Origin of the sequence: Pseudomonas fluorescens (assembly GCF_902497775.2) — a bacterium.
In the GTDB taxonomy this organism is placed as follows: Bacteria; Pseudomonadota; Gammaproteobacteria; order Pseudomonadales; family Pseudomonadaceae; genus Aquipseudomonas; species Aquipseudomonas putida_F.
On the sequence record NZ_OZ024668.1, the window covers coordinates 2,162,120 to 2,174,566 of the forward strand.

Annotated in this window: 9 protein-coding genes and 1 riboswitch; of the genes, 4 read left to right on the forward strand and 5 right to left on the reverse strand. The window is 64.8% G+C overall.

What is annotated here, in order from left to right:
* Positions 1-160: 160 nt before the first annotated feature.
* Positions 161-568: an OsmC family protein gene (locus F8N82_RS09720; protein ID WP_038995070.1), complete on the forward strand. Its 408-nt coding sequence runs from the start codon at positions 161-163 to the stop codon at positions 566-568.
* On the opposite strand, the gene F8N82_RS09725 is transcribed toward F8N82_RS09720, so the two are convergent.
* Positions 565-1,242, reverse strand: a complete 678-nt coding sequence (locus tag F8N82_RS09725) for a DUF3313 family protein (RefSeq protein WP_038995071.1) — start codon at positions 1,240-1,242, stop codon at positions 565-567. The genes F8N82_RS09720 and F8N82_RS09725 overlap by 4 nt on opposite strands.
* Before the next feature lie 165 nt (positions 1,243-1,407).
* On the opposite strand from F8N82_RS09725, the gene F8N82_RS09730 reads away from it, so the two are divergent.
* The gene (locus tag F8N82_RS09730) at positions 1,408-2,481 is read left to right on the forward strand and encodes an NAD(P)-dependent alcohol dehydrogenase (RefSeq protein ID WP_038995072.1); all 1,074 of its coding nucleotides are present in this window, start codon (positions 1,408-1,410) and stop codon (positions 2,479-2,481) included.
* Here the strand turns inward: F8N82_RS09730 and F8N82_RS09735 are convergent.
* From F8N82_RS09735 to gspG, 4 genes are all read right to left on the reverse strand, one after another.
* Positions 2,471-3,145, reverse strand: coding sequence for a TenA family protein (locus F8N82_RS09735; protein WP_038995073.1), 675 nt, complete (start codon positions 3,143-3,145; stop codon positions 2,471-2,473). The genes F8N82_RS09730 and F8N82_RS09735 overlap by 11 nt on opposite strands.
* A 3-nt stretch (positions 3,146-3,148) precedes the next feature.
* Positions 3,149-3,796: a TenA family protein gene (locus F8N82_RS09740; RefSeq protein ID WP_038995074.1), complete on the reverse strand. Its 648-nt coding sequence runs from the start codon at positions 3,794-3,796 to the stop codon at positions 3,149-3,151.
* 81 nt (positions 3,797-3,877) lie between these two features.
* Positions 3,878-3,992: riboswitch (TPP riboswitch) on the reverse strand.
* Between the two features lie 38 nt (positions 3,993-4,030).
* Positions 4,031-5,218 (reverse strand): type II secretion system F family protein, encoded by a 1,188-nt coding sequence (locus tag F8N82_RS09745; protein WP_038995075.1) that lies wholly within the window; start codon positions 5,216-5,218, stop codon positions 4,031-4,033.
* Positions 5,219-5,233: 15 nt separating this feature from the next.
* Positions 5,234-5,656, reverse strand: coding sequence for a type II secretion system major pseudopilin GspG (gene gspG / locus F8N82_RS09750; protein ID WP_038995076.1), 423 nt, complete (start codon positions 5,654-5,656; stop codon positions 5,234-5,236).
* A 177-nt stretch (positions 5,657-5,833) separates the two neighbouring features.
* Here gspG and F8N82_RS09755 point away from each other — a divergent pair, with 177 nt between their 5' ends.
* On the forward strand, positions 5,834-6,424 hold the full coding sequence (locus tag F8N82_RS09755; RefSeq protein WP_038995077.1) for a lytic transglycosylase domain-containing protein: 591 nt from the start codon (positions 5,834-5,836) through the stop codon (positions 6,422-6,424).
* 133 nt (positions 6,425-6,557) lie between these two features.
* Complete coding sequence (gene mnxG, locus F8N82_RS09760; RefSeq protein WP_038995078.1) at positions 6,558-12,434, forward strand: manganese-oxidizing multicopper oxidase MnxG; 5,877 nt, start codon at positions 6,558-6,560, stop codon at positions 12,432-12,434.
* The last annotated feature ends 13 nt before the right edge of the window (positions 12,435-12,447 follow it).

Genomic DNA, 12,447 nt, shown 5'->3' on the forward strand with positions numbered 1-12,447 from the left:
TCAGGTCGTGTTGTTGTCCCGGCAAGTAAAGCGCATCGGCGCCAGGCTGCCAGCCTCGACCGTTCTGCCGGCAGGACGCTGAAGTTCATTGGCGTGACTGGCGACGATCAGTATCGGGCGCTAGGGTAGTCGGGTGTTTCAATCCCCGATAAGGAAGCCCATGAGCGCATCAACCGTTTACGCCGACCTTGGCGATGTCCCGTATCAGGTGAGCCTGTCTGCCGGTGCCCAGCAGTGGCTAGCCGATGAAGGCCGCGAACTGGGCGGCCACGACACCGGCCCCAACCCGCATCAACTGCTGCTGTCGGCCCTTGGCGCCTGCACCGCCATCACCTTGTCGATGTATGCCAAGCGCAAGGACTGGCCGTTGCGCCACGTGCACGTGGCGCTGGACATTGTCAGTGAAGTGAAGACGCCGCAAGTGCGCACCGAGATCACGCGTGTAATCGAACTGCATGGTGATCTCGATGCGGCCCAGCGTGAACGCCTGCTGGGCGTGGCCAATGCCTGTCCGGTGCACAAGCTGCTGAGTGGCAGCATTGTCATCGACAGCAGTTTGAGCGACTAGCGCGACTCGCTCTTGAGCTTGGCAAAGCTTTTGCGCAGGTCGCTGGCCCAGGCGTCCAGCACCGGCTTGACGTTCTCCAGGGCCAGCTTCGAGGCGTCGTTTTCCAGGGCTTCGCCAGTCCCTTTGCGCACCACCTGGGCCAGCACTTTGTTGTTGCCGCCGTCGAGGAAGGCGGCTTCGGTGGCGATGTCCACTTCCTGGTCGCGGCCGCCGGCGGCGGTGTTGACGGCAGCGGCCACCAGGGCGATCGGGATCACTTCGTAAGGCTTGAGGCCTTCGGTCTTGGTCGATACCGCGGTGATTGCCGGGCGCACCACCAGTACACCCGGGCCTGGGCCCTGGGCCAATGGCAGCTCGGCACCCAGTTCACGCTTGAGCGCGGTGTTGTAGTACTGGGTGATCTGCCCCAGGGTCTGGGCCGAAATCACCGCAGTGGGCTGGGGCTTGGGATAGAACTGGCTGGGTTCGATAAACACCTGGGTGAAGCGCGCGGCCTTGACCTGCGGATCGATCCAGCGCATTACCGGCTGGCCGGAAATGCTTTCGGCGGGCTTGAGGCGGCTATAGTCCTTGAGAAATCCCGAATATTGGCTGGGGTCGACCTGGTTGCTGGAGCAACCGGCCAGAACGACGAGGGCGGAGCAGAGCAGGGTGGAGCGCAAGGTAGGCTTCATCGACTTTCGTTTCCTTGGCAATGACCGCACGGGGCAGGAGAAGATTCGCCAGAACAACGCTAGCAGCTCTTGGCCTGGCCGCCAGTTCATTGACCTCCATCAAACGGGCCCTGGCCATTCAGGCGCAGGGTGAGCAATCAATACCGCCCCGTCGAGGACACCACCATGGCCAAGATGAAAGCCGCGATTTTCGTTGAAAAGAACCGCATCGTGCTGGATGAAAAGCCGATCCCTGAAATTGGCCCGCTGGATGCGCTGATCCGCATCACGACCACCACACTGTGCGGTACCGACGTGCATATCCTGCGCGGGGAGTACCCGGTGGCCAAGGGTTTGACCATCGGCCACGAGCCGGTCGGGGTGATCGAAAAACTCGGGTCCCAGGTGCAGGGTTTTGTCGAAGGCCAGCGGGTGATCGCCGGTGCCATCACCCCCAGCGGCCACAGCTTTGCCTGCCTGTGTGGCTGCGGCGCCCAGGACGGCCCGGATACCCGTCACGGCTTTCGTGCGGCGGGCGGCTGGAAGTTTGGCAACAGTATCGATGGCAGTCAGGCCGAGTACTTGCGGGTACCGGATGCCACCGCCAACCTCTGCGCCATTCCCGATCACTTGAGCGATGAGCAAGTGCTGATGTGCCCGGACATCATGTCCACCGGTTTCTCGGGGGCCGAGCGGGGCGAGGTGCAGATCGGCGATAGCGTAGTGGTCTTTGCCCTGGGGCCGATTGGCCTGTGCGCGGTCGCCGGGGCGCGGCTCAAGGGTGCGACCACCATCATTGGTGTCGACACTGTCGCCGCACGCATCGAGGTGGCGCATAAACTGGGTGCGACCCATGTGGTCGACTTCAAGCACGGCGACGTGGTCCAGCAGATCCTCAAGCTTACCGATGGCCGTGGGGTTGACGTGGCCATCGAGGCGCTGGGCACGCAATCGACCTTCGAGTCGGCTTTGCGGGTGCTGCGCCCGGGCGGCACCTTGTCGAGCCTGGGCGTGTACTCCAGTGATTTGCGCTTGCCGCTGGACGCCTTTGCCGCAGGGCTGGGGGACTACCGCATCGTCAGTACCCTGTGCCCAGGCGGCAAGGAGCGCATGCGCCGCCTGATGGAAGTGGTGGGCAGCGGCCAGGTGGATTTGCAGCCGCTGGTGACGCATCACTTCAAGCTCGACGATATCGAAGCGGCGTATGAACTGTTTGCCCACCAGCGTGACGGGGTGATGAAGGTGGCGATTACCCCTTGATCGCGCCTGCGGCATCCAGGCCCATCTGCCAGAAGTCCGCCTCCAGCCGCGAGGCCTGGGCAAAGACCTTGACCAGCTCCTCGAAACGGCGCTCGGTCATGGTCCTTGCGGCCAGGTCATCCAGGTGTGCGCGCGCTGCGGTGGCCACGCCCTGGTAACCGGCGCCGGCGTATTCGCCGATCCATTCGCGATAAGGATGTTCGCCCAGCGCTTGAACCCCGTCCGGCGTCAGGTTGCGGCCGATCTCGGCATAACCGATCACGCACGGTGCCAGGGCCACGTGCAGGTCCAGGAGGTCACCGGCAGCGCCGCAGTCCAGCACGAAGCGGGTATAGGCCACGGTGGCCTGGTGCTCTGGCGTCTCTGCCAGGGCCTCGGGCGACAGCCCCCAGCGCTCGCACAGGCGCACGTGCAGTTCGGTTTCGTCGAGGATTGCGGCTAGCCCGGCCTGGGCGGCGCGGATGTCGGCGAGGGTGCGGCTCTTGTAGGCGGCCAGGGCCCAGGAGCGGGCAAACTGGATGAGGAACAGGTAGTCCTGTACCAGGTACTTGCGAAACGCTGGTTGCGCCAGGGTGCCGGCGCCCATCTGGCGAACGAAATCGTGCTCCACATAGCTGTGCCAATCGGCGCTGGCGGCCTGTTTCAGGCGTTCGAAGATATCCATGGCTTACCCCTTGATGTCGTAGGCGGCGTCGAAAAACGCCTGTTCCAGCGCTACGGTGCGCAGGAAGAAGTCACTGCTGATCTGCCGGTGCTCGGGCCCGACCCGGTCCAGTTCGGCACGCAAAAACGCAACGAAATCCTCGAAGGCCGGGTTGTCGTGCAGGGTGATCCACTCGGCATGCTCGAAGCGTGGCGGCAGCTGCTTGTTGGCCCGCAGGGCCCAGTCCAGGTACAGGCCTTCGGCGACATTGAGCACCGCCAGGGCGGCGGCGTAGGAGCGGGTGGCGGCGGCCTCGCGCATGATCGCCTTGAAACCGGCAGTCGGTACCGAGTCCGGCGCTTCAAGGCGCTGCGCCTCGCTCACGCCCAGGGCTTCGAAGGCGCGCAGGAAGTAGGTGTTCTCTTCACCGGCAATCACCCCGGTGAAGCGCCCCAGGCGAATACGCGCCTCGAAGGTATCGGCCGTGGCGATGGCGGCACCGAGCAGGGTCAGGAAGGCATCGATGAAGCGGTGATCCTGGATCAGGTAGTTGACCAGCACCGGGTCGGCCAGGCTGCCGTCGAGCAGTTCATTGACGAAGCGGTGTTCGATGCACTGGGTCCAGCTCGGCTCGCTTTGCTGGCGAAGGCTGTCGGTGAAGCGCGCGGTCATGCTGTTGTCCTTTTTATCGTGACGACAGCGGGGCCGGTAATGTCAGGCATGGTCGGCCCCGCAGTGAGGCCGGCAAAAAGGCAGGTGCACAATACCCATCCCTTCGCCGGCATGATCCGGATCAGGTTCGAAGGGTCACCGCGCTGCAGATGCCAGCGGTTTCTCAGCCCGTTGCCGGGCTCCCCTTGGTGGCCGAATCTATACAGCAAGGGCCGCTGATTGTCACGCGCCGGGCTAATGGATGCTTGAGGCCAGCTCGAAGATCGGCATGTACATGAGGATCACGATCAGGCCGATCAGCAGGCCGATGAAGGTCATCAGCAGCGGCTCGAACAGGCGCACGAACCATTCGATCCAGCGGCTGATTTCCTCGTCGTAGAAGTCGGCGCTGCGCTCCATCATCTGCCCGAGGTTGCCCGACTGTTCGCCGGCGCGCAGCAGGCGCAATGATACGGGCGTCACCAGGTGCCCGGCTTCCAGCGCCGCCGACAGCGACAGGCCTTCCTTGACCCGTTCACCGGCCTGTTCCAGGCGCTGCGCACCGGCCGCGCCGAGCAGGCCGCGGGCCATGGCCATGGCGGTGAGGATCGGAATGCCGCCTTGCAGGAGGATCCCCAGCGAGCGGTAGAAGCGCGCCAGTTCGTACATCACCAGGCGTTTGTGCAGGGCCGGCAGGCGCTCCAGCTGACGGTTCAGCCAGCGGCGTACCCGTGGCTCGCGGCGCAAGGCAAACAGCAGCACCATCAGCAGCACAAAGCCGCTGCCCATGGCCATCTGGTTGGCGTGCAGGAACATCCCGGCCTGCATCAGCCAGCGTGACATCCACGGCAATTCAGTGCCCAGGCCTTCGAAGACCAGGCTGAAACGCGGCACCACGTACCCGAGCAGAAACAGCACCACGCCGCCACCGACCAGCAACAGCAGCAACGGGTAGATCGAGGCACTGATGATCTTCTGTCGCACTTCATCCATGCGCTGTCGGTAGGCGACATAGCGGCCGAGGGCATCGCCCAGGGCGCCGGTCTTTTCGCTCGATTGCACCAGGGCCACGTACAGCGGCGGGAACACGCTGGGCAACTGCCCCAGCGCCTGGGAGAACGACTTGCCCTCATACAACAGGCGTACCAGCTGGCCGAGGGTCTTGCGCGCCTGGGGCGCGGTTTCTTTCTCGGCCAGGCTTTCGAGGGCGTCGATCAGCGGCAGGCCGGCGTTGAGCAGGGTGGTCAGCTCCTGGCTGAACAGCACCAGGTTGAACACCTCGCCACGCCGCCAGCGCAAGCCGGCCAGGCGCTGGCAGCTGCGCACGCTGACCACCCGCAAGCCCTGTTGCTCAACCTGCTCGCGGGCCTGGCCGGCATCCTCGGCGTCGACCTGGACCAAGACCACGCCAGCCTTGCCCAATGCTTTGAGTTCGTAGCGCATGCGCAACCCCCCCGATTATTGCCAACTGGTGATCTCGGCGTTTTCGCCATCGCCGCCGGGCTGGCCGTCCTTGCCCATCGACAGCAGGTCGTACTCGCCGTTTTCACCGGGCTGGCGGTAGATGTAGTTACGCCCCCAGGGGTCTTGCGGGACCTTTTTCTGCAGGTACGGCCCCGACCAGCGCACCTCGTCGCTGGGCGACACCACCAGGGCCTGCAAGCCCTGCTCGGAATTGGGGTAATGCCCCACCTCCAGCCGGTACAGGTCCAGGGCCTTGCCCAGGCCTTCGATTTGCGCCCGGGCCACCTTGGCCTCCGAGCGCCCCAACTGACTGAAGTACTTGGGTGCAACGATACCGGCCAGCAGCCCCAGTACCACCAGGACCACCAACAGTTCGAGCAGGGTAAAGCCACGTTGCGCGCGATGGTTGTCGTTCATTGCCAGGCCCTCCACAGGTGCGCTGCGAGGGCTTATGCAAATGCCGTGCGCGTCTGCGCCGGGCCTTTGCCATACGGGCCTGGCAAGGCGGCACAGTGCTTGCGTCAGGAGGCTAAAGCCCTGGCAATCGGGGCATATGCCCCACTTTCTGGGGGACGCAACGGGGAGGGTGGCACGATGCGCTGGCTCACTGCGGGAATCCTGGCCTGGCTGGCCACAAGCAATCCGGCTCAGGCCGATGTGTACATCTCGGTCAAGGCCGATGGCAGCTATGTATTGAGCAACGTCCACCGGCCGGGGCGAACGTACCAGCGGGTCATTAGCGAGACCATGAGCCTGGCCAGCAGCGGCCCGCAGTTGATCACCGGTATGCCCTACGCCGAAGTGGTGGCGGCTGCCGCCAAAGCCCATGACCTGCCGGCAGCCTTGCTGCATGCGGTGATCCAGGCCGAATCGCGCTACGACCCCAATGCCCGATCCACCAGTGGCGCGGCGGGCCTGATGCAACTGATGCCTGATACGGCCAAGGAAATGGGCGTGAAAAATGTCCTCGACCCGGCCGCTAACGTGCAGGGCGGGGCGCGCTACCTCAAGCGCATGCTGACCCTGTTCGACAACGACATCACCCTGGCCGTGGCCGCCTACAACGCCGGGCCTGACGCGGTGCTGCGCCGGGGCCGGGTAGTGCCGCCGTTCGCTGAAACCCAACGCTATGTGCCCAAGGTGCTGCGCCAGTACCGGCGGCTGCAGGGGTTAGCCCCCGATTAGTGGGGAATACCGGGGAATCACCCCCAATCAAGATTCATTAATCATTATAAGTATCTGATAAATAACAATAATAAATCTGGCATGGGCCTTGCTCCAGCCTCTCCAGAGTTCCCCAGCACCACCGAGGCACGCCATGATGACTCCGATCAAAGGCTCAGTCCTGACTTCACTGCTGCTTGCCGCCGCCAGCCTTGCCTGGCAGCCGCTCAGCCAAGCCGCCGTGCGCTGCGAGCGCAATCTGGTGGCCAACGTGGTGGCGCTCGATCAGCCACTGATGTTCAACCGCCTGGGTGCGCAGAATGCCAACGGCATGATGTTCGCCCTGCGCCGCGATGTGGTCGACGAGCACCAGGTGTCGCTGGCCAGTGGCGGCGCTGCGGTGCCGGGCAAGGTCAGCCTGCGCCCGGACAAACGTCCGCGGCCGATTGTGCTGCGGGTGGCGGCGGGCGACTGCCTGACCGTCAACCTGCAGAACTTGCTGGCCTATCAGGCCAACCCGAACAAGCACGGCATCGATCACGAAGAAGAGAACGAGGTCGAAGGCGAGGAAAACGAAACTGAAGAGAACGAAGCGGCCGAAGGCAACGAGCAGGGCGGTGAGCACTTTGTCGCCGACGAGCAGGTCAGCGACCGCCATGTCGGCTTTCAGGTCAACGGCATGCAGGCGGTCAACAGCATCGCCGACATTGCCGCCAACACCGGGCGCAATGGCAACTTCCTGATCGCCCCCGGCGCCAGCCGCTCCTACACCCTGTATGCCGAACGCGAAGGCGCGTTTGCCGCCACCAGCCAGGGCGCCACCTTCGGCGGTGAAGGCGCTGCCGGCAACGTTGCCAATGGCCTGTTCGGCCAGGTGGTGGTGGTACCCAAAGGTGGGCGCACCTTGCGCAATACCCTGACCGAAGAAGAAATGCGCCTGAGCAGCAGCGGTCGCACCCCCACCGGCCAGCCGATCGTCGACTACCAGGCCCGTTACCCGCAGCAGGAGCCCTGGATCCGCGAGGGCAAGGCCGGTGCGCCGATCATTGCCATGACCGATGGCAACGAGATCATCTCCAGTGAGTCCGACGCCATTGTCATGGGCCCCAATGCCGATGGCAGCTTCCCGGCCTCGACCTACCCGCTGGAAAGCATCGGCAAGCGCAACCCGGCGATCCCCAACCGCCTGGAGCCGTTTCGCGATTTCGCCGCGCAGTTTACCGATGAAGCCGCCTCGACCCAGGCCTTCCCCGGTTACTGGGCCGACCCGGTGATGGGCCATGTGCTGGAACCGACCCGCGACTCGTTCATGATCAACTACGGCTCCGGCGGCATGGGCGCGGAGGTTGTGGCCAACCGCCTGGGCGTGGGGCCGATGCATGACTGCCTGTCGTGCGCCTATGAAGAGTTCTTTCTGAGTTCGCACACCGTCGGCGACGTGGCGATGCTGGTGGACGTACCGGCCAACGTCGGTCTTGAGAACCTGCGCCCAGGCCAGACCCCAAGCGCCGAGCAGGTCGGGGTCAAGGCGAGCATGGCCCTGTATCCGGCGGAACCGGCAAACGTCAACCACAGCTACATCGGCGACATGGTCAAGTTTCGCAACACCCACAACGGCCATGAGCAGCACATCTTCCACCTGCACGGTCACCAGTGGCTGTTCAATCCCAACGACGACAACTCCGACTATGTCGACGCCCAGGGCATCGGCCCAGGCGTCGGCTACACCTACGAAATCGCCAACGGCGGCTCGGGCAACCGCAACCGCGTCGCGGGCGACGCGATCTACCACTGTCACTTCTACCCGCACTTTGCCCAGGGCATGTGGAGCATGTGGCGGGTCCACGATGTATTCGAAGAGGGCACCCGCCTGGAGGTCTCCGGGCAGAGCGAAAACGGCTATCACAGCCAGCCGTTCGCCCTGCGCAGCGGCAAACCGGCCGCCGGCGCCCGCGCTTTGCCAGACGGCGAAATCGTCGCCGGTACGCCTATCCCTGCCGTAGTGCCGCTGCCAGGCAAGGCCATGGCGCCGATGCCGGGCAAGGTCGCGGTGATACCGAAGCTGGCGCAAACCCTGGTTGCAGAGAACGATGACGAAGAGCACGAAGAGGGCGATGACGATTCCGGCCATCACGACGCCGCGCCGCGCGCTGTCGGCTCCCTGGCCCTGGTCGATCGCAGCGAAGCCAACCGCAACGCCGACGGCAGCCTGAAAAACCCGGGCTTCCCGTTCTGGATCGGCGGCATGGAAAACACCGTCGGCCAGCGTCCGCCAACCCCACCGCTGGACATGCTTGACCCGGTCAAGGCGCAACAGCTGAAAAACTCCGGCAACGCCCTGTGGGCCAACCTTGACCCAGCCCAGGTCGGCGGCTGGGACGGCGGCCTGCCACGGCATGCCCTGGATGGCCTGTCTGCCGGTGGCGAAGCGGTGGTGACCACCACCGCGCTGGACTTTACCAAGGCGATCACCAAGGCCAAGGCGGTGTTTCTGCCCGAGGAGGGCACCGACGTCGAACAGGCGGCGATGAGCTTCCATTCCAAGCTGGAACACCCAAGCTATGCCGTGTTGCCCGGCATGCAGACCGTGGCGCGCAACTTTCGCACCAACGGCGCTGCGCCCACTGCCGGTGCGCCCTACTACGAGCCGTGCATGGACGACCGCGCCAAGCGTCTGACCCAGTTCTCCGGCGCCGGTGAGTTCAACAGCGGCGAACGCCTGGACGGCATGAGCTTCACCGGTAGCTCGACCTTCACCGCCGACCGCCCGCGCATCTACAAGGGCGCCAACATCCAGTTCGATGCGGTGTACAACAAAGTCGGCTATCACTTCCCGCAAGCGCGGATCATCAGCCTCTGGGAAGACGCCTGGTCGGTGATCAACAAGCAGCGCCCACCGGAGCCGCTGGTGATGCGCATGAACACCTTCGACTGCGTGATGTACCAGCACACCAACCTGATCCCCTCGTACTACGAGATGGACGACTACCAGGTGCGCACGCCGACCGACGTCATCGGCCAGCATATCCACCTGCCGAAATGGGACCTGACTGCCGCCGACGGCTCGGCCAACGGCTGGAACTACGAGGACGGCATTCTTTCCCCTGGCACCGTGGTCGAGCGCATCCATGCCATTCGCGAGTTCAACCAGTGCCACAGCGGCGACCCGCGTGAAAGCACGGCCGAGTGCCCGGTGGCCAAGGCGCATCCGTTCTTCGGCCGCTACGGGCGTGCCGACTGGCTGGGCGCGCGCACGGCCATGCAGCGCTGGTTCGTCGACCCGGTGGTCAACGTGCACAACGTCGACCGTGGCCTGGGCACCATCTTTACCCACGATCACCTCGGCCCATCGACCCACCAGCAACTGGGCCTGTATGCAACCGTCTTGGCGGAACCGGCTGGCTCCACCTGGTACCACGCCGAAACCGGCGAACTGCTGTACAACAGCGCCCTGCGCGAAGACGGCGGGCCGACCTCGTGGCAGGCGGTGGTGAAAACCGGCGACCTCGATGGCGACGGGCGCAACGACAGCTACCGTGAGTTCTTCCTCGAATACAGCGACTTCCAGCATGCCTATGAGGCGGGCGTCTACGTCGGTGCCGGCCCGGACGGCATCCCCAATGCCCAGGCCTATCCGGCCAGTGCCGACAGCTTCCGCTACGCCATCAACCCGCCGGTACGGCAGAAGGCCTCGAACCTGCTCGAATCGGTGGTCGAGTCGCGCGGCGGGCTCAATCCGGGCTGCCCGAGCCGGCCGTGCCCACAGGCGATCTCGGTGGATGACCCGGGGATGTTCGTCGTCAACTACCGCAACGAGCCACTGGCCCTGCGCGTCTACGACCCGAACAAGGTAGCGCCGGACGGCAAGCGCGGCATGCAGGCCGACGGCCTGGGCGGTGACCTGGCCTACGCCATGCAAAGCCGTACCGACCGCGCCATCCCGGCGATGAACCTGTCGCCTGCCGCGATTACCTCGGCAGTCGGCCCGACCGGTGGCACCACAGTGTTCCCGCCGCACATCAACGTGGCCGGCGCAGAGCCGGGTGATCCGTTCACCCCGATGCTGCGCACGTACTCCGGTGACAACGTACGCCTGCGCATGCATGCCGGCGGCCATGAAGAGGAACACAACGTGACCCTGCACGGCGTCAAATGGCTGCAGAACGGCTCGGGCTTCGGCAACAGCTCGAACTCCGGCTGGAAGGCCTCGCAGATGGTGGGCATTTCCGAGCAACTGGGCTTCATGGCGCCGGTGTCGATGATCTCCAGTTCGTCCGCGCCCAATGGCGACTACCTGTACTCGCTGGACGCCGCCCACGAAGGCTACTGGAACGGCATCTGGGGGGTGATGCGCAACTACACCAACAGCCGCAACGACCTGTTTGCCCTGCCCAACAACAGCTTGCCGATGGCGGCGCGCAATACTGTGGCGTTTGACGGCATCTGCCCGCGTTTTACCGCCAACAGCAACGGCATCGGCACCCGGCCAACGGTGCAGCGCAGCTATGAAATCGTCGCTGCCCTGGCCAACGACATCCTCGGCAACGCGTTGGGCGTCAGCATCAACGACCCGGCCGGGGTCGGCCAGCATGTCGGCGGCCCGCTCAAGGCCAACGGCGGCACCCTGGTGTACAACAGCCGGCGCACCAGCATCGCGCAAGTGACGGTAACCGACCCCGAAGATGGCGAGACCTTCACCATCGGCGGCCACAGCGGGCCACTGCACGACCCGACCGCGATCCTCTATGTGCGCAAGGCGGACCTCGACCCGAGCACCGGCAAGCTCAAGCCCGGTGTACCGATCGAGCCGCTGGTGCTGCGCGCCGCTGCCGGTGAGTGCCTGAAGGTGACCCTGGAGAACCGCCTGCCGCTGGTCATGCCGGACCTGCCCAGCACCGCCGTGATGCAGAACGTGGTCAAGCGCGACCGCAACGGCAGCGAGGGCTCCACTGCCTTCAACAACAACCTGATGCGGCCTTCCAGCCATGTCGGCCTGCATACCCAACTGCTGGCTTACGACATCACCAAGTCGGACGGCGCCAACGTCGGCCAGAACCCGGTGCAGACCGTACCGCCACGCGCTGGCAACAGCGGCGCCTACCCGAACAAGGTCTACCAGTACTACGCCGGCCACCTGGAGCGTGAAGGCAAGCCGGTGCTGCAGATGGGCCGCGCGGTGGACAACATCAACACCACGTCCATCGAGTTCGGCGGCCTGAACATCACCCCGGCCGATGTCATCAAGCAGGGGCAGAAAGGCCTGATCGGTGCCATGAGCATCCTGCCGCTGGGTGCCACCTGGACCGAAGACAGCGCAAGCCGGGCCTCGGCCACGGTGCAGGTGCCGGGGCAAACGGCCTACCGCGACTTCGCCACGTTGTGGCAGCGCTCGCTGAACATGCGCTGGGCCGATGGCCGGCCGGTGGAAGGCATTGCCACTGAAGGCAACGGCGTGCCGGGTGATCCGAAGGACAACTCGAACATGGCCATCAACTACAAGACCGAGCCGCTGTGGTTGCGCTTCGGCCTGGCCCCGGATGCGCCGTTCGGCCATGCCGATGGCAATGGCTGGGCCGATGTGCCCAACGCCCACATGGCTTACAGCAACGCCCTGGTCGGTGGCGATCCACAAACCCCGGTGCTCTGGGCCAAGCCTGGCCAGCCGCTGCGCAACCATGTGCTGATGCCCACCGGAGGCAGCCGTGGCATCACCTACCAGCTCGATGGCCACCTGTGGCCGCTGCACAACTACCAGGCGGAGAAGTCCGACACGGGTGGTTACCCGATGTACCAGCCGGGTATCGGTTCGGTGCGCTTTGGCTACAACCCGCAGGCCATGTACATCGGCGCCCAGGAGAGCGTGCTGCCGGCGGCGCACTTCAGCTTCATGCTGCCCAGCGCCGGGGGCAGCAACGCGGTGCCGGGTGACTACCTGTTCCGCGACTACGCCGCCTACGGCAACGTGTCTGGCTTGTGGGGGATCTTGCGGGTGACCAACGAAACACCACCGGCCACGCCGCCAGCACAGTGAGTGAGGGGAAGGT

What these genes read in the sequence shown, in the direction of transcription:
- gspG (WP_038995076.1), bottom strand. Translation starts at nt 5,656, where the DNA reads ATGAACGACAACCATCGCGCGCAACGTGGCTTTACCCTGCTCGAACTG.
- F8N82_RS09730 (WP_038995072.1), top strand. Translation starts at nt 1,408, where the DNA reads ATGGCCAAGATGAAAGCCGCGATTTTCGTTGAAAAGAACCGCATCGTG.
- F8N82_RS09740 (WP_038995074.1), bottom strand. Translation starts at nt 3,796, where the DNA reads ATGACCGCGCGCTTCACCGACAGCCTTCGCCAGCAAAGCGAGCCGAGC.
- F8N82_RS09725 (WP_038995071.1), bottom strand. Translation starts at nt 1,242, where the DNA reads ATGAAGCCTACCTTGCGCTCCACCCTGCTCTGCTCCGCCCTCGTCGTT.
- F8N82_RS09755 (WP_038995077.1), top strand. Translation starts at nt 5,834, where the DNA reads ATGCGCTGGCTCACTGCGGGAATCCTGGCCTGGCTGGCCACAAGCAAT.
- F8N82_RS09720 (WP_038995070.1), top strand. Translation starts at nt 161, where the DNA reads ATGAGCGCATCAACCGTTTACGCCGACCTTGGCGATGTCCCGTATCAG.
- F8N82_RS09735 (WP_038995073.1), bottom strand. Translation starts at nt 3,145, where the DNA reads ATGGATATCTTCGAACGCCTGAAACAGGCCGCCAGCGCCGATTGGCAC.
- mnxG (WP_038995078.1), top strand. Translation starts at nt 6,558, where the DNA reads ATGATGACTCCGATCAAAGGCTCAGTCCTGACTTCACTGCTGCTTGCC.
- F8N82_RS09745 (WP_038995075.1), bottom strand. Translation starts at nt 5,218, where the DNA reads ATGCGCTACGAACTCAAAGCATTGGGCAAGGCTGGCGTGGTCTTGGTC.